The sequence below is a fragment of the Sphingobacterium sp. UBA7038 genome, from assembly GCF_002494055.1.
GTDB lineage: Bacteria > Bacteroidota > Bacteroidia > Sphingobacteriales > Sphingobacteriaceae > Sphingobacterium > Sphingobacterium multivorum.
The window spans coordinates 363,387-378,842 of the sequence record NZ_DLAV01000011.1 but is presented as its reverse complement, the minus strand read 5'-3'; the positions used below and the strand labels follow the sequence as shown (position 1 = coordinate 378,842).

The window sequence follows — 15,456 nt, the reverse complement described above, 5'->3', positions numbered from 1 at the left end:
TGATTATGAAAAATTTAATACTTATTTTTTTATTGTTTATGGGGCTGTTTTATGGCTGTTCCAAAACAGAATTTTTGGATGCGAAGCCTGATCAGAGCTTGGTGGTGCCATCTTCACTGGAAGATTTTCAGGCTATACTGGATAATGATTTTGATATGAACGGTGTGCCGAATGGATTGGGTTTGGTGCCCGAACTCGGGGAGATTGGATCGGATGATTACTATCTGACAACCGACCTGTATCAAAATCGCCTGACAAGTCTCTATCGCGACTTTTATACCTGGTCAAAAGATGCGAATTCGGGCGATAACCTCAACGATTGGGATAGAGGCTACAATTGTGTTTTTATGGCCAATATTGTGTTGGACGGTCTATCACAGATGAAAGCTGGGAACTATGATTTGGCCCGGTGGAAGGAGATACGGGCTGCGGCATTATTCTACCGCGCGCATGCCTTTTTTCAGCTTGCGCAGGTTTTTGCTTATCCTTTTGGTTTGGCTGATATGGAGCCATACGGTATTCCGCTTCGGTTGAATGCCGATGTCTCCGAAAAGATAAAACGTAGCACAGTACCCGAAACTTATGCGCAGATTACCAAAGATCTGGAGGATGCTGTTGAGTCGCTGCCGCCAACTTCTTCTTACAAAGAAAGGCCGTCAAAGACTGCTTGCTATGCACTGTTGGCGAGAGTGTATCTTTCTATGCGCGATTATGATAAGGCTTTGGCTGCGGCAGATGCCAGCCTGAATATCGTGGATGGGCTATTGGATTACAATAAGCTCTCGGCCTCGGCCAACTATCCTTTTCAGGGATCAGCTATTATGGATACGGAAGTGCTGTTTAAAAGTACCTTCGTGACCCGATCTGGAATCACAAGTCCGCTGAGTATTTTCATTGCCAAAATTGATTCCAACTTATATCAAAGCTATGTGAAGGAAGATCTGCGGAAAGGGGTATTTTTTAGAACGGCAACGCCTAGTGGTTTTCGGTACAAAGGAAGTTTTTATGCCAGCACAGCTTTTTTTGTAGGACTGGCCACAGATGAGGTTTATCTGATAAAAGCCGAATGTCAGGCAAAACTCGGAAGGACGCAAGATGCTGTTGAGACGATTGAGAAACTAAGAAAAAATCGATTCGCGGCGAATTCAGATCTGTATAAAGTACCTGCGTCTATTGCCTTAGATCAGCAATCATTGCTGAAATTTGTGCGCGATGAACGCAGACGGGAGTTGATTTTTAGAGGTTTGAGGTGGACGGATCTCAGGAGATATAACATGGAAGGAGAGTCGTTGACCATCCATCGTGTTTTGGGAGATGAAAGGTACACACTCAATCCTAATGATAAAAGATATGCTTTTCTCATACCAAGTCTGATCATAGGCTATAATCCCGATATGGCTCAAAATCCAAGATAGATAAATGCAAAAGGCTCCAAAATAAAGATTGGAGCCTTCTGTTTTGTACCGCTTGTTAATTAATTGTTCAGCGGTTCGCGTTCAATAGTCTGAACTGCTGACGTACCATCATTAACAGTAGAAGCACTTGGATTGGTATTAAGTCCTTTCATACAGATTTCAGTGTCTGTAACTGGAGCTTGACAATCTGGGCTCGATGGCTGCGTCGGACTTTGACCGATAAAGCTGTAACTTCCTGCAGCATCTCGATGATACCAATACAGATTATCGGCTTTTTTAAAGCTGTTAAAGCCGACAAAGGATGCCATTGCAACGGCCACAGCTACTGCGGCTTTTGCATTAATTTTGAATTTTCTCATATGCATAGCATATCGATTTTTTGGTTTAATAAAATGTATTAGTTTTCTCTTTCTGACCCATCATTAACACTGATCAAGGACGAGAAACCTTTGGTCTTTTGGCAGACGAGCCCTTCTGCCGAGCCAGCCTTGGGCTCAGCTTCCGATGTTGTAGCTGTTGCTAATTTTTTATGAACCTAACCTCATCATCAATTTCCTCTGATGCGAAGCTTTATCTTTCTATCAAGCAATAAACCTGTAATACATGTAATCGTGATCAGGCCATTGACCCAGAGATGGGCTTTCCAGCTAATGGGAAATTCAAGGATGCAATCACAGGGAAGACTTCCCCAAGTATCACGCAAGGCAAGGAGGACGTAGCCTGAAAAAACAAGCATCAACAGGAGTGTCAGCCAAAAACCGAATCTTTTTGTCGCTTCAAAAATAAAGAGGATACCGGTGGCCAATTCCACGGCTGGTAGGATATACGACAGCATAATGCCATACTGATCTTCAAAGGGTTGTCTGATCATCGAAGCACGGAATTCGACGTAGGTAAATACCTTTTTCGAGCCGACATAAATCCACAGGCTGAGCAGGGCAAAAGTCAATACCTGCAAGACAAATTCCTGTGGATGCTCTTTGATGTATGAAGCCAAATAAATGAATTTACGTCTTAACCAACTAGGTGTATTCATTATTTGAACTTCTTCTGAAGTTGCAGTTCCACTATTCTGAATATATTTTCCGCGTTGCTCCATCATCTGTTTTTATCCTTTATTAAGTTTGATAATGCTAAATTACAGTAATATGAACTAGACCGTTAGGTAGAAAGGGATGTGCAAGAAGGTAGAAAAGTATATTTGATATCTCAGTCTATTTGATTGGATATAAAACTTTAGTCATTGGTGATTTTTTTTTTATGAAACTGCTTAAAGTTTAAGGAAGTTAACCCCGTTTGGTTTTTAATAAAAGCATTCAGTTCCGTTGTACTACTAAAACCGCATTCTTCTGCAGTGGCTAAAAGTTTATCTTCACTGACAATTATAGACGCAATATGGTCTAATAAAACCTGATGACGGTAACTTATAAATTTACATCCGTAGTGTTTTTTGTGCTCGTCATTGAGATGATGCCTAGTTACTAAAAGAACCTCAGCAATATCACATAATCTAGCCTTTGCCCCCTGATGCAGAATCATAAGTTGTAGTAAATTGCGAGCTCGGTCAATCAGCATCTCATGTTCATCATCACGTAATTTAAATCGACTTAGTTGAATTAGAAAGATGATATTTTTTAAGATGAAATGCTCATTGTCCAGTATATTGGGGTTAATCTTGCTAAATAGCAATTTTAATTGACCTTTAGTGATTTCACCGACCCGAAAAGTAACACTAGTAATCGACCGCTTTGATTGCCCCTTTTTTGCATTTATCAAATCTTGCAAAAAGCTGAAGTGCCGGTTGGCAGGTGGTCGGAATAGTCCGGCATCTAAAATAAAGCCGACCATAATATGATGCCCTTTGGGTATTTTCAATTTATACTCTCCTTTAGCCAGATAAAGATAAGCACCTCGTCCTTCTTCAAAATCCATCATGAAATCTTGAGTGCTATGAATTTGCCTTAGTGGGGAATTGCTCAATAAAGGATAGACAAGATGAAGATCACCCATAGAGGTACACACTGGGATATTTTCTTCGCGTTCTATCCAGAATTCGTAGTAATAAAGATATCCATATCGCCCATCGAAGGTAAGCTCACTTATGCTGTTCTTCTGATTCGTCCAATGTCGTTCATGCGCATTACGAATTGGATAGGTAACAGATTGTCTTGGCTGATCAACAGCTCGATATTCTTGTGATAAGGTGAAATCATAACTTCTTTCCATAAACTCCTCTCTGTTAATGTTGGAATAGGTTTAATAGCTTGATTAACCGTTATTTAATAGTTAAGATGTTATTTTACTAAAATTTTAATGAGTGACCAAAGATAAATGTAGAAAGGTTTTGGGAGCCTGTGAAGAGATGTTTAGATACTGTGAATTTTTATGTATATGGAAATTTTTGATTCACAGGCTCACAGAACCTGTGTGTTCAAAAATGAATCTTTTGTCTTGTTTTTCTACCAAATTAGGCCTTGTGATCACAACGCTTTCATGGCCTGAAAGCAAAGTGACCAAACTGGGCAAGTTTGGTACTGAGCGAAAACAAAAGATGATAAAGATAATGGAACAGCTTTTTAATGAAATGCAACAATTAGCTGATCAAGCACTTTATACATTTTCCAATTTGGAAACAATAAAGTTCATGATCGAATCTGCAGAAGAAAAATGTAGTCTATACTACTTATAAAATCTAATTGGTGATCCGGACACCTTATTTTTTAGCAATTTAAACAGATAGAACATGAATTTCATTAACCAAAATAATAATCAAAACCCTTCGTCAACACATAACAAGCTATTTTTTAGTTCTGAAAGATGGATTAGAGGGCTAAAATGCGCCTCTCTTTTTTATCATTGGGAGCTTGTTAAAAGCTACGAATCAGTTTTCAATTTATTAAAAATGTATCAGCATTGGTCTAGTCAGGAACGTCATCAGGTTAATGATTTGTTATTAAAACATCTTATTGATATTTGGCCATTTACTGATAGAACCATTCGAATATGGAGCTGTATGCATATCGGACCATATGGAATGATTGCTAGGGTCCTAATTGTACTTGGGTTCAAAGTGGCTGTGTTGCTTCGCTCAGATGTCTATGAGGAGCAAGTAGCTATATATAGAAAACAATTTAAACTTTCATTTGGAAAGGATGCTACAGAAAGTGATTTATTATTTATAAGATCGGACGTTGGAAATCCTTTATTAAGGTTAAAGGATGCCATTAGTAAGGGGTTTCAAGTGGTTATATTTATCGACGGACAGCTTAGTAAAAATGAGCATGGAAAGGGTTGGGCTAAAGTAAATCTTTATAATTCAGATATAAATCTAAGGGAAGGTATTCTAGGATTGAGTTACTGGACCCAGATTCCGATTACGAGTCTATTTTTAACAATAGTTGATGAGAAAATCAAATTGCGGTATGTTCAAGATATCGCTGTTAAAAATAAATTAGATTATCATAACGTTCTTCAAAGTATTTTCAAACCTATCCATCACCTTAAAATTGAAGAGCTTATTCAGTGGGAATTTTTGCCAATTATATTTGATCATACTACCATACAAGACGGATATAAAAATATCAGATCTAGTTTATGGTTACCATTGTATATGCAAAATAAAGAAATGCTTTTTGATATTACAACTGGTCGCTCAGTGTGGGTTGCTCAAAATGAATTTAAGATCATATCTGGTAAGTTTAGGGCATTTTTTAAGTAATTAACTCTCTTTTATAAGAAACAAGTAGTATTTTCTTTAAACTGTAAAATATTTTTTTTACTAATTTTATAGTTGTTGAGATTAATATTTGTTCTACACACCTAAACTTATAATGATAAAACAAAGTCTTCTTAAACCATTATCAAGACGTGTTCATTTCGCATTTTGGACAATTTATTTCATTTGGATCTCCGCAGTAAATATTTACAAATATGGTTGGGGGCATACGTATGTTTTATTTGTTTTGTGTCCTATAATGTTGTCAATCAGTTATTTAAACAGAGGGTGGCTGCGTCAGTTACTGTTTAGAAAAATTGAAGTTCTACAAGTAAGTAAATTGTTAAGTTATTTTTTAGTCACTGCTTTTTGTGTTTATCTGGCATTATATGAGTTCCCAACAGAGCTCAGTAGAAAGATTTTAAAAAATCCTCAATTTTTCAAGCTTGCAGATTTTGCTATAGATATCATAACGTTTTATTTAACCTTTGCGCTAAAAGGTGGATTAATATTGATCATGGAAATTTTATATAATGTTACGGTTAGCATATTCATTTATTTAGGGTTGGTTCGTTCAAACTTTAGGGAAGCCACAAAAGTAAAGGTCTTTCGTAATTGGATTACACATTTCATGGGTAATTTGACACAGAGTTTTGCGCGATCGGTTAGAAAGAATCCGTCAAACTTTACACATGTAGACTCTTTGCTTAAAATCGAAGGTTATGCTTTGCGACAGTTGAATTTTCGGAATGACATCTTGGGAAATTTGCAAGATGAAATAAAATATCTAAGGTTGCTGATGGTTTTATATGATGAAAAAAATATTAAACTACAATTAGATATTGAGAATATTAACAGACGTATAATTCCGATGATGTTGATGAGCTTATATAAAAATATGGTAAAGCATGGAGATTTTAGCCAAAGTAATATACTAGCCATTATTTCAGTGTCAACCTTTGAGGATAAACTTGAAATTAAATGTAAAAATAAAATTTCGGAAAAGTCTGCATGGATTTATGGCGAAGGGGGCACGGGATTGAAGCAACTTCAAACGTTGCTACGTCTCGAATATGGTAAGGCCTTTACTTTGTTGGAAAAAATAAACGAGGGAATGTATTATCTAAATATTAAGATAGATTTTAATTATGAAAACGATAAAGAGGGTGTTAAAGCAGGAGAATAGACGTAAAAAAATAAGAGTCGGAATTTTGGATGATGATCCTGAGATGGTAGAAGAACTGAAAGAATGTGTTGATCTTACAGTCAATTTTGAATGCGTATTTTCATCGACTAATCCAAAAGAAACATTATTGGCACTAAGAACGCTCAAACTTGACGTGTTGTTTTTAGATATAGAAATGCCTGTAATCGGAGGCTTGGATATTTTACCTCAGCTTGAGGATCTAAAGGTGAGTAATCCTGGAATTGCTAATATGCAGGTTGTAGTATGCAGTACCAATGAGGCTGTAGGTGATAAAATGTTCCTCTATGGAGTAACTGATTACTTTTTAAAACCTTTTGAAAGGGATCGTTATTGGAAAGCTATTAAAAATGTGAAAACGAAACTTATGGGATTAGGGTTAAATGATCTTGATGAAAAAAATAATTGTTTTTTTTACGGCAGACGTGGAAAAGAAAGGCGGCGGTTAGAATATGACGATATACTTTGTATTGAAGCTAAAAATGAGCAGAGTTGGATATGGTTAGATGACAAAACCTTTATTGAGGTTAATGAATCTTTTGGAGATATTCTTACACGATTACCAAAATCAAAGTTTGCGCAAATTCATCGCAGTTTCGCTGTCTCTCTTGACCAAGTAACTGGTATTACATCAACACATGTGTATTTATCTGAAATTGAACTTAATAGAGGGGAAAAAGGTAAGTACAAATATTTTGATAAATGGATCGAAGACAATATTATAACGGGCATACTAAATAAATCTGGGGAAATACGACTGAAAGCCAGAAATCATCACGTTAGTGATTAAGAAATTTTATAATTGATTGAGACTTTTTTTAAGTGAGTTGTTTTGAACAAGACAGTGTATTCTAATTGGTCCACAAGTAAATGGTTGTACAAAATTGAAGAGGTATTTTGTACAACGCAAATTTCAAATCATTTAAGTATAACTTTGACAGAGTTTTTAGGGTTTCTAAAAGCCAATATGGTTTATTTTCTTTCCAGCTTTACAGAAATAATTGGGGATTCCGCTAAAAAGGCAAAGATAGCCCTTTCACAGTTAATTTTAACCGCAAATAAGATATATGGAAATCTAAAAAATATTACCAAAACGAATGTCCCTATAGAAAGATATAGTTATATAAGAAAGATTTATATCGAAATGCTGTCAATTATAGATTCATTATTAAATGACTGTGAGCGCTTAAATGAAAAATTGCTTAGAGAGCTACCCTTAACTAAATACTCTTCCTTTGTAGGAAAGGATCTGTTTAAAAAGGACCTCGCAATATTGAAATCCAAAATACATAGCTCATGTATCAATCATGATCTTTCCAAACTTGTTTTAGGAACACTTCGAAATGTAATAGAAAAGAAGGAAATAAAGAGAGGAGAACTCAAATATGCAATGCTGATCTTACAGGAACTTTTAAATTTGGAGAACCTTGAGACAGAAAAAATTGAAAATATTCTTATCCAATATGATTTTAATTCACCGAAGTTTTTTAATTACTGCGCTAAGAATTGCCTTCTTCAGGCAACCGAAAACATAAGTCTACATACGCAGATGGAGGTACTGATCTCTTTGGAAGAACGATTGAATATTATTCCTCAAAAGCGTTTTTTGAAGCTTACAATGGAGGATGAGTCTATTCGTCGACAATTAAAGAATTTTTATAAAGAAAAAAAGGAAAGCCTGAAAGAGCGACTGGAATTGAGGAGAAATGAAATATTAGATTCAAAGTTGTGGCAGGATAATGAGAAAGCTATGATAAACCTTTCAGTTCCACAAATGGGGCTTATAATACGACTGTTTATGGAGCAAGGTATTATTCCTAGAGAAGATGTCGGAAAGACTTTTAGTTATTATGCTAAACATTTCAGGACTCCTCACGCTAGTTTTATTTCTGCTGAAAGCCTACAAAAAAAGTCGACAGATGTAGAATTTGCAACGGCGAAAAAAATGAAAAGTCAGTTAATCAGTATGGTTAACTGGTTGAACGAGCATTATAATACTTCCAATTACAAAGATTCATAATCGCTTTTTTTCAAATTCATCCAATAGGCCTGTTTTTTCCAATAGCAAAAGAAGATCAGAATACCATATGTAATTGAAGTTCTTGTCTTTTCGTAATTCTGCTAGATTAACATTCATGATATCTTCTAAGGTATTCATACCTAAAATATTTGATCGGTCGAGAAAATCCTGTTCAATATTTAGAGAAGATAGGTCAATTTGTGGCGTATTCATAGTTCTAAATTAAAGCAAAATTAGCCATTGCTAACTAATATTGATATCCATCATAAATATAAAAAATCTATGTATATCGCTATTCATTATTGATTAAATTTCCTCATTCTCATATTTTTCATATGAATATCTGATTAATGAAATTTATGAAAATATGCATTTAATGCCACTCAAGCATTCTTTTTGAAAGGGGGTGAACGGGTTCTTTTCACCCCCTTTCACTGGTTATGCCTACATCATTTTTCTTGCTTTGCAACCAATGGGACAATAAACCCATGGGAATTATGAAAACAAGGGAACTGTTTTTTTTAATGAGGCAAGCAACAGAGGAAGGTGTATCTAGAGCATTATCAATTACTGGCTCTATGCCTAAATCAATTAACAAATCTCAAGCTTATAGGCAGTACGGCCGTAGCAACATTGATAGATGGATCCTTGAAGGTATCCTAGTCCCCTTATCGCATCAATCTTCCCAAATTTTATTTGACCCAGAAGAATTGGAATCTATTTCTGATTCAAGCAACCGCATTACCTATCTGCAAGTAGCAGAAAGATAACCCAGCTTGCCGTGAGGCAGGAATTCTTGTTCTTTGACATTTGGGGATGAAGCATTATCCTGATAAAAAAGGAAATTATGTGAAGAGAGAGTTTTTTCATTTGGAAAAAGTCTCTCGAGAGCACATAGGCAGGCAATGGCCCGATCTGTACAGATTGACGTGAGTAGTCCCGACCATTTAAAACCTAAATTTTGATTGGATAAATACTTTATGTATTAACAATTTTTATTACACTATTCATTACCTAAATGAATATTACTCTTACATCTTATCAATTACAGAAACTACTATCTGATGCTTCGGAACTTGGCGCTCTCAAAGCATTAGCAAAAGTTGGGACGATTAAACCATACCTGAAAAAATCAGAAGCTTTTCGGCGTTTTGGACGCACGAAAGTAGAACAATGGATCAGTCAGGGATTGATTACTCCACGAAAAGATGGAAATCACTCAGCGGCCTGGCGAATAGACAGAATTGAAATAGAAATCATCTACAAGGCTAAATCCGCGATGAGTTTCTTTTAAAATATAAACATATTATGACAACAAATAGAATACTATCTGATGAATCATCTTCAAAGGAAGAATTTATCTCCATCAAATCATTATTGAACCATCTGGGATTTAAACCAATTGTTTCAAATGAGAAGGAGAGTTTCTACCCAAATATTTTTACTTCAAATAATTTAAAACCAAACAGTTTTAGGTTAGACCATACATTAGATGTTTGGTTTGATAAATCAATAGGAAAGGGAGGAGGTATTATTGATTTTGGTAAACATTACTGGCCTAATCTCAACCTCGATGAAGTACGAGAAAAATTAAATTCGTTTTCAACTAGCAAAGAATATCATTTCATGTTCCCAATAAATGATAAGAAAAAGAGGAAAAGAAAGCCGATTAAATTGCCTTATTACCAGGTGGCAGGTATACGGAAGCTTGGTTTGACTAATGAAGTGTCCACATTTCTTCAGGATGCCGGATTATGGGAAATTGCAGATTCAAATTTGGTCGAAGTTCATTATTATGTTAAGGACGAAAAAGGTAAACGCAGAGATTTTTGTGCAGCGGGATGGCCGAATGAGAATGGAGGTTGGGAAGTATACGCCAAAAATTTCAAGTCGTGTATCGGACCTAAGGGAATGACATTTTTTGAAGCTTCTAAGCTAAATATTGCCATCTTTCAGGAGTTTACCGACTACCTAAAACATAGAGATCAATTGTATTCACTTTACTCTTCGATTTTAGTACTTAACTCTTCTCAATTTGTTTCTGCCGCCATTAAAAGGGCTAGCAAATATGATAACGTCAAATTTTATTTTGATGGGAAACGGGAAGGTTATAAAGAGACGAAAAAAGAGGTACAAGGCAGCTTGCCTAATTGTATTTTTCTTCCGCTTTAAATCAATCTTTTTAATGACAAATTATATCGACAGAAAAAGTGTCGAAGGGTTGTCCATTGTGGATTTTCTCGGACGGTTGGGATACTTCCCTGTCAAAAAATCTGGCAGGGAGTTTTTTTACCATAGTATGCTCCGGGAAACCGGTAAAAACACGCCCTCCCTAACGGTATGGGACGAAGGAGGGAAATGGATGGATCATGGTGGCGCCAATCATACTGGAATTCATGGTGGCGGGATTGTCCAGCTTGCGATGGCTTTTTGGCCGAAACATTCTTATTTTGAAGTTTTACAAAAGATCCAATATACTTTTGACAAATTTGAAAAGGTCGAAATTCCAGTTTTTGAATCCAATAAGGTTTTCGATATGGGGGCAGACAATATCCTGGAATTTTCACACAGTCAGAAATTGGGTAGAAATTATGTTCTTACCAGGTACCTGCAGGAACGGGGAGTAGATTCTGTAGCCAACGGACTCTTATGGGAAGTTTATTACAATAATAAACTCTATTCCGATCCTACGAAGTTATTTTATGCGATAGGGTGGAAAAATGAAAAAGACAACTGGGAAATTTCTAGTCCAAAGGGATTTAAAGCTTGTATCGGAAATAAAGATATTTCAATTATACAGGGCCAGGTGGATCATCTTTCCGTATTTGAAGGTTTTTTTGATTATTTAAGCTGGCTGAGATTAGCTAAAACTGAGTTTTCACCTACGGTTATCGTACTTAACTCGGTTTCTTTAGTCAAACGTGCTATGGAGCGTATGTGTGAATTCAATAAGATAGATCTTTATCTGGATAATGATGAAGTTGGGAAACAATGTACTTCAACGATAAAAGACTATTACCCTTACGCGAATGACCGAGCAAATGTTTATTCCGGTTATAAGGATTACAACGAAATGTTAATGGACTCATTGAAGAATATACATATCCATAAAAATAGATAACTATCGGTATTTATAAATATTCAGATTTCTATTTATCCAATTATCTAGATGTCTATCTATACAGCTATACCGTATTCAGTTTAAATAACTATGTGGACATATCAATATAGGATAATCTATTCCATTAGATAAATTAATAGATGGATATATTGGAATAGATTATATTTATTACTCGATATGTATATGGCGATATATACAAATAGCTGGATTTTTCCTTATCTGGCTATTCATAAATGGATCTATGTATACGACAGAAATCGGATTATAGTATAACGGAATTTCACGAGTAATAGGGGGCTGCCAAGTTCGGCACTTATTCCGATCATATTTCTAAAACCCTAATTAAAATTTGATCCGCTTAATCCTCTGAAAGGCTTTCGCCTTCGACAAGCCAGCTACATCTTTTCTTGTTTTGTATTGGGCAAGTTGTGTCTTTGTACGTACAGATTGCGCTTTGCTGATCTTGTACCAACAAAAACGAACTTGCCCTGAAACTTATCAGCCTTTTAGGTTGACAAGTATCAGGGAAGGAAAAATGTCGCAACTCCATTTTTCTACTTTCTAAATCTTTGCCCCTTGTTCTGGTGCATTTTTCCTAAATCTAATCCTAAAACTATGTTAAAAAAACACCGCAGCCTATTCACGGGAATAGGTGGCTTTGATCTGGCTGCTTCCTGGATGGGATGGGAAAACTCGATATTCTCACCGGAGGGTTTTCATGCCAGCCGTTTAGCCAGTGGTACCTAAAACAATCGATATATGGGAAGAAACAAATCTTTCAGAACTAAAAGTCTAAAAAATAATAGGGTATGCCGGTTTGAACTGCGCCTGACGGAAAACGAGAAGGCACAGTTCCTAGCCCTTGAAAAATCGCTTGGTATAAACCGGTCAGAAATTGTAAGGAATAGGGTTTTATCTCATCCATCCAGGACATTGGTCGATTCTAAAACCATACTCCAGATGCTCGATACGCTGGGATCGGAGCTGGGAAGATCTGGAAATAATATCAACCAGCTCGCCCGGCACATTAATATATTGAAGCTGCAGGGTAAACTGGAACCCGGCGAGCTATCCCGATTCCCATCCCTCATAGCGGATTATATTAAATATCAGCGGCAGATTGAACAGGAATTCAGAAATCTAATGCGTTTAATCAAAGGGCAGCGATGATTGTTAAAATATTATCCTCCGCTAAAAATTTTGGCGGTGTCCGCTATAATACGGACAAGATCCAGCAGGATAAAGGTGAACTGGTAAAAGCAACTAATTTCGGTGCGCTTGGAGCCATGTCCAACTTGCGTCCATCTGATTATATCAACTATTTGGAACTACAGACCAGTGCGAGCAAAAAAATAAAGAACCCACAATTTCATGTCGCTATTTCATGTAAAGGCCGTAGCCATAGTAAAGAAGAATTAACAGAAATTGCGGAGAAGTGGTTAAAAGGAATGGGATATGAAAAACAGCCCTATTTGCTGATATTTCACAAGGATACTAAAAATAATCATATACACATCGTCTCAACACGTGTCGGCAGGGACGGGAAAAAAATCAGCGATAGCTATGAGAAACTTCGTTCCTATGAAGTCCTTAACCGGGTGATGGGAAACGACGAAAAAATAGAAGCTTCGAAATCCATACAAAAGGCTCTCAAATACTGCTTTTCCACGCGGGCACAGTTTATGATGATTTTGGAAAATCGGGGCTACAGTATTACGCTTGACGCTGGAAAGTACCAGATTTCCAAATTTGGTAAAAATCTTGGTGAAGTATCCCTTGATGTCATTGACAATAAAATTGGGTTGTTTCAGAAAGACCTTGATAGATTATCTCAGATCCGTGCAATTTTTCACCGCTATAAATTAGATCATGATCCGACAGTGAGAACTTTGTATCAGGAAAATCCCGGTGGGGAAAGTACTATTGCAGTTGGTTACAGGTCTGATCTGGCAGAACTGTTTAAATCAAAATTCGGCATTCAGTTCCTTTTTCATGGAAAACCCGGAAAACCTCCTTATGGTTATACGATAATTGACCATGCGGGCAAGAGCATTTATAAAGGTGGTGACTTGATGCCACTTTCAGAATTTATCTCTGCAAATAATAGTGATAAAACGCTAAAACCTGTCAGGTCGGAAGATTCCGAAGGAGATTGTTTTACCTCGCCGGCTAATAAATCATTTAGCGTTGAAAATTCAATTGTCCTAAATGGCATACCGGAAAATGACAGTTTTATGTTACCTGATTTCCAGATCGACATTCGGGATGACATTGATGATGAGGCCATTCATGGTAGAAATCGAAGACGTAAAAGAAAATCCCGTACCAATACACGTTAGCAAAAACATTATTGACCAAACTCGAACATTATGCTTGTACTTATTGGAAACCAGAAAGGAGGCTGCGGTAAAAGTACGCTTGTACTACTGCTCGCCAATTTTTTGGCAATAGAGAAACGTCAGACCCTGACCATTCTTGATATGGATTATCAACAGTCACTCTTTGCAAAATCGCAAAAAGCTAAAATACTGGAAAATGATCCTTTTTATGAAATTGTTCCCGCTGCACTTGAAGATTTCCCATTAATGAAGAAGAGACTGCTAAAATCTCCAAAGGACATTATTTTAATTGACCTTCCTGGGAAAATGGATGATGACGGACTTCTTCCGGTCTTTACTTCCGCCGATCTTATTCTATGCCCATTTGCGTATGACGAATTTTCAGTTGATTCAACAGTGCTCTTTTCAATGGTTGTCAAAAAGCTGAACAGACGGGCAAAGGTTCTTTTTATCCCCAACAGGGTCAAGACAAATGTAAAATACGAAACCAAGGATCAGGTTCAGAAGGTCCTGCAGAATTTTGGAACAGTCCTTTCGGAGATTTCGGACAGGATAGATTTTCAAAGGGTCTCAACAGTACATACCCCCGAGATGATCCGTCCAGTATCTTATCCGGTGCTTTCCCATATATATGACCATTTTCTTAAAAGTGATTGATGCCAATGAATATTAAAACACTAGCAGATGAACTGAGGGAAACCATTCGGAAAGATAATAATGAAGGGACAGGCAAAACAGTCCCTAAAAAGAAACCTGTCCCAAAAAACGCATTAGATCCTATCGTCGAGGAAATACGTGCCCACAGGCTGATCGGAAAAGAAAAGTTACTGATCAGGCTCGACGATAAAACCATATTTCTTCTCAAACAGCTCAAGGTTACCCAAGGAATTGACATGAACAAGATCATTTCCTATTCCCTTCAATACTTCCTCCAAAAACATCCCCAAATTTCAAATCATATCAAAGAAACCCTAAAAAATCTCGAACTATGAACTGGATTCAATTTACACTCTATCTCTCTACGCTTTATCTTGGATACTATGGACTGAACCTCATGTATGATTTTTATCGCAATAATAAGCCGGGTAATGAACCAAAAAACGTCAGAAATGGTGAAATCTCATTTCCCGAAATTCATTCTTCTACGAAGGTGGAGCTGCCAGATGAAGGAATTCCGAATGACAATTTCGAAAATGACGGTGCGATCACAAGTGGCCCAATAGAAAGTTCAGGTGGAGTATCCATAAAAGAATTGTTCTCCATTGCACAAAATGACCTGATCGAATTCACAAAGGCAATTGCTTATTAATCAATAATGAACAAAAAGAAAACGATATGGACGGCAATTTCCGCCTTTTTTTTTGTCCACAACCTTATCGCCCAGCCCGGCCTGTCCGAATTCAGGCAGGTCAGCTCCGAGATCAGGGGCTGGTATTTTAATTTTTCCGACTTCGCCCTGGTCCTTGGGGCTATCTGTGGCCTGATAGGAGGGATTCGGATCTTCTACAACTGGCAGAGCGGAAAAGACCATCATATTGATGCGCAGGTCATGGCCTGGTTCTTTTCCTGTCTGTTTCTTTCCCTATTGAGTGCATCTCTAAAAGCACTCTATGGAATCAGCTAAAACGCCAATCTTTTTTTC

The 15,456-nt window shown here is 36.9% G+C and carries 21 protein-coding genes; 17 read left to right on the top strand and 4 right to left on the bottom strand.

Going from position 1 to position 15,456, the window contains the following annotated elements:
- Positions 1–5: 5 nt before the first annotated feature.
- Positions 6–1,415 (top strand): RagB/SusD family nutrient uptake outer membrane protein, encoded by a 1,410-nt coding sequence (locus B3H30_RS06150; protein WP_286833691.1) that lies wholly within the window; start codon positions 6–8, stop codon positions 1,413–1,415.
- A 59-nt stretch (positions 1,416–1,474) separates the two neighbouring features.
- Here the strand turns inward: B3H30_RS06150 and B3H30_RS06145 are convergent, their stop codons facing one another.
- From B3H30_RS06145 to B3H30_RS06135, 3 genes are all read right to left on the bottom strand, one after another.
- Positions 1,475–1,774: a hypothetical protein gene (locus tag B3H30_RS06145; protein WP_146753121.1), complete on the bottom strand. Its 300-nt coding sequence runs from the start codon at positions 1,772–1,774 to the stop codon at positions 1,475–1,477.
- Between the two features lie 188 nt (positions 1,775–1,962).
- Positions 1,963–2,517: a MauE/DoxX family redox-associated membrane protein gene (locus B3H30_RS06140; protein WP_286833688.1), complete on the bottom strand. Its 555-nt coding sequence runs from the start codon at positions 2,515–2,517 to the stop codon at positions 1,963–1,965.
- A 134-nt stretch (positions 2,518–2,651) separates the two neighbouring features.
- Positions 2,652–3,641, bottom strand: a complete 990-nt coding sequence (locus B3H30_RS06135) for a helix-turn-helix domain-containing protein (RefSeq protein WP_204990822.1) — start codon at positions 3,639–3,641, stop codon at positions 2,652–2,654.
- A 91-nt stretch (positions 3,642–3,732) separates the two neighbouring features.
- Here B3H30_RS06135 and B3H30_RS06130 point away from each other — a divergent pair, with 91 nt between their 5' ends.
- The 5 genes from B3H30_RS06130 (at position 3,733) to B3H30_RS06110 (ending at position 8,354) form a co-directional block, all read left to right on the top strand.
- The gene (locus B3H30_RS06130; RefSeq protein WP_146753122.1) at positions 3,733–4,104 is read left to right on the top strand and encodes a hypothetical protein; all 372 of its coding nucleotides are present in this window, start codon (positions 3,733–3,735) and stop codon (positions 4,102–4,104) included.
- A gap of 54 nt (positions 4,105–4,158) precedes the next feature.
- Complete coding sequence (locus B3H30_RS06125; RefSeq protein ID WP_112375687.1) at positions 4,159–5,133, top strand: hypothetical protein; 975 nt, start codon at positions 4,159–4,161, stop codon at positions 5,131–5,133.
- A 112-nt stretch (positions 5,134–5,245) separates the two neighbouring features.
- Positions 5,246–6,316 (top strand): hypothetical protein, encoded by a 1,071-nt coding sequence (locus B3H30_RS06120; RefSeq protein ID WP_286833687.1) that lies wholly within the window; start codon positions 5,246–5,248, stop codon positions 6,314–6,316.
- Complete coding sequence (locus B3H30_RS06115; protein WP_112375689.1) at positions 6,279–7,124, top strand: LytR/AlgR family response regulator transcription factor; 846 nt, start codon at positions 6,279–6,281, stop codon at positions 7,122–7,124. The genes B3H30_RS06120 and B3H30_RS06115 overlap by 38 nt, the downstream gene beginning before the upstream one ends.
- 42 nt (positions 7,125–7,166) lie before the next feature.
- On the top strand, positions 7,167–8,354 hold the full coding sequence (locus tag B3H30_RS06110) for a hypothetical protein (RefSeq protein ID WP_286833686.1): 1,188 nt from the start codon (positions 7,167–7,169) through the stop codon (positions 8,352–8,354).
- On the opposite strand, the gene B3H30_RS06105 is transcribed toward B3H30_RS06110, so the two are convergent.
- Positions 8,349–8,567: a hypothetical protein gene (locus tag B3H30_RS06105; protein WP_286833683.1), complete on the bottom strand. Its 219-nt coding sequence runs from the start codon at positions 8,565–8,567 to the stop codon at positions 8,349–8,351. The genes B3H30_RS06110 and B3H30_RS06105 overlap by 6 nt on opposite strands.
- Positions 8,568–8,851: 284 nt before the next feature.
- Between B3H30_RS06105 and B3H30_RS06100 the strand changes: the two genes are divergently transcribed.
- The 11 genes from B3H30_RS06100 to B3H30_RS06050 all read left to right on the top strand — a co-directional run bounded on the left by B3H30_RS06100 (position 8,852) and on the right by B3H30_RS06050 (position 15,438).
- Positions 8,852–9,124: a hypothetical protein gene (locus B3H30_RS06100; protein WP_286833682.1), complete on the top strand. Its 273-nt coding sequence runs from the start codon at positions 8,852–8,854 to the stop codon at positions 9,122–9,124.
- A gap of 248 nt (positions 9,125–9,372) precedes the next feature.
- Positions 9,373–9,648: a hypothetical protein gene (locus tag B3H30_RS06095; protein ID WP_286833681.1), complete on the top strand. Its 276-nt coding sequence runs from the start codon at positions 9,373–9,375 to the stop codon at positions 9,646–9,648.
- Between the two features lie 14 nt (positions 9,649–9,662).
- Positions 9,663–10,526 carry a hypothetical protein gene (locus tag B3H30_RS06090; protein ID WP_286833679.1) on the top strand — a complete coding sequence of 288 codons (864 nt, stop codon included), beginning with the start codon at positions 9,663–9,665 and terminating at the stop codon, positions 10,524–10,526.
- Between the two features lie 13 nt (positions 10,527–10,539).
- Positions 10,540–11,475: a toprim domain-containing protein gene (locus B3H30_RS06085; RefSeq protein ID WP_286833678.1), complete on the top strand. Its 936-nt coding sequence runs from the start codon at positions 10,540–10,542 to the stop codon at positions 11,473–11,475.
- A 615-nt stretch (positions 11,476–12,090) separates the two neighbouring features.
- Positions 12,091–12,222, top strand: coding sequence for a hypothetical protein (locus B3H30_RS06080; RefSeq protein ID WP_286833676.1), 132 nt, complete (start codon positions 12,091–12,093; stop codon positions 12,220–12,222).
- Positions 12,223–12,234: 12 nt separating this feature from the next.
- Positions 12,235–12,645: a plasmid mobilization protein gene (locus tag B3H30_RS06075; protein ID WP_088162668.1), complete on the top strand. Its 411-nt coding sequence runs from the start codon at positions 12,235–12,237 to the stop codon at positions 12,643–12,645.
- Complete coding sequence (locus B3H30_RS06070; RefSeq protein WP_286833673.1) at positions 12,642–13,814, top strand: relaxase/mobilization nuclease domain-containing protein; 1,173 nt, start codon at positions 12,642–12,644, stop codon at positions 13,812–13,814. Before B3H30_RS06075 ends, B3H30_RS06070 begins: the two co-directional genes overlap by 4 nt.
- 30 nt (positions 13,815–13,844) lie before the next feature.
- Positions 13,845–14,471: a ParA family protein gene (locus B3H30_RS06065; RefSeq protein ID WP_088162666.1), complete on the top strand. Its 627-nt coding sequence runs from the start codon at positions 13,845–13,847 to the stop codon at positions 14,469–14,471.
- Between the two features lie 5 nt (positions 14,472–14,476).
- A complete protein-coding gene (locus tag B3H30_RS06060; protein ID WP_157698563.1) occupies positions 14,477–14,806 on the top strand; it encodes a hypothetical protein in 330 nt (109 codons plus the stop codon).
- A complete protein-coding gene (locus B3H30_RS06055) occupies positions 14,803–15,123 on the top strand; it encodes a hypothetical protein (RefSeq protein WP_286833669.1) in 321 nt (106 codons plus the stop codon). The genes B3H30_RS06060 and B3H30_RS06055 overlap by 4 nt, the downstream gene beginning before the upstream one ends.
- A gap of 6 nt (positions 15,124–15,129) precedes the next feature.
- Positions 15,130–15,438, top strand: coding sequence for a DUF4134 family protein (locus B3H30_RS06050; RefSeq protein WP_286833666.1), 309 nt, complete (start codon positions 15,130–15,132; stop codon positions 15,436–15,438).
- Positions 15,439–15,456: the final 18 nt, after the last annotated feature.

What these genes read in the sequence shown, in the direction of transcription:
- B3H30_RS06085 (WP_286833678.1), top strand. Translation starts at nt 10,540, where the DNA reads ATGACAAATTATATCGACAGAAAAAGTGTCGAAGGGTTGTCCATTGTG.
- B3H30_RS06135 (WP_204990822.1), bottom strand. Translation starts at nt 3,641, where the DNA reads ATGGAAAGAAGTTATGATTTCACCTTATCACAAGAATATCGAGCTGTT.
- B3H30_RS06100 (WP_286833682.1), top strand. Translation starts at nt 8,852, where the DNA reads ATGAAAACAAGGGAACTGTTTTTTTTAATGAGGCAAGCAACAGAGGAA.
- B3H30_RS06140 (WP_286833688.1), bottom strand. Translation starts at nt 2,517, where the DNA reads ATGATGGAGCAACGCGGAAAATATATTCAGAATAGTGGAACTGCAACT.
- B3H30_RS06105 (WP_286833683.1), bottom strand. Translation starts at nt 8,567, where the DNA reads ATGAATACGCCACAAATTGACCTATCTTCTCTAAATATTGAACAGGAT.
- B3H30_RS06080 (WP_286833676.1), top strand. Translation starts at nt 12,091, where the DNA reads ATGTTAAAAAAACACCGCAGCCTATTCACGGGAATAGGTGGCTTTGAT.
- B3H30_RS06050 (WP_286833666.1), top strand. Translation starts at nt 15,130, where the DNA reads ATGAACAAAAAGAAAACGATATGGACGGCAATTTCCGCCTTTTTTTTT.
- B3H30_RS06095 (WP_286833681.1), top strand. Translation starts at nt 9,373, where the DNA reads ATGAATATTACTCTTACATCTTATCAATTACAGAAACTACTATCTGAT.
- B3H30_RS06075 (WP_088162668.1), top strand. Translation starts at nt 12,235, where the DNA reads ATGGGAAGAAACAAATCTTTCAGAACTAAAAGTCTAAAAAATAATAGG.
- B3H30_RS06090 (WP_286833679.1), top strand. Translation starts at nt 9,663, where the DNA reads ATGACAACAAATAGAATACTATCTGATGAATCATCTTCAAAGGAAGAA.
- B3H30_RS06145 (WP_146753121.1), bottom strand. Translation starts at nt 1,774, where the DNA reads ATGAGAAAATTCAAAATTAATGCAAAAGCCGCAGTAGCTGTGGCCGTT.
- B3H30_RS06065 (WP_088162666.1), top strand. Translation starts at nt 13,845, where the DNA reads ATGCTTGTACTTATTGGAAACCAGAAAGGAGGCTGCGGTAAAAGTACG.
- B3H30_RS06125 (WP_112375687.1), top strand. Translation starts at nt 4,159, where the DNA reads ATGAATTTCATTAACCAAAATAATAATCAAAACCCTTCGTCAACACAT.
- B3H30_RS06115 (WP_112375689.1), top strand. Translation starts at nt 6,279, where the DNA reads ATGAAAACGATAAAGAGGGTGTTAAAGCAGGAGAATAGACGTAAAAAA.
- B3H30_RS06060 (WP_157698563.1), top strand. Translation starts at nt 14,477, where the DNA reads ATGAATATTAAAACACTAGCAGATGAACTGAGGGAAACCATTCGGAAA.
- B3H30_RS06120 (WP_286833687.1), top strand. Translation starts at nt 5,246, where the DNA reads ATGATAAAACAAAGTCTTCTTAAACCATTATCAAGACGTGTTCATTTC.
- B3H30_RS06070 (WP_286833673.1), top strand. Translation starts at nt 12,642, where the DNA reads ATGATTGTTAAAATATTATCCTCCGCTAAAAATTTTGGCGGTGTCCGC.
- B3H30_RS06055 (WP_286833669.1), top strand. Translation starts at nt 14,803, where the DNA reads ATGAACTGGATTCAATTTACACTCTATCTCTCTACGCTTTATCTTGGA.
- B3H30_RS06150 (WP_286833691.1), top strand. Translation starts at nt 6, where the DNA reads ATGAAAAATTTAATACTTATTTTTTTATTGTTTATGGGGCTGTTTTAT.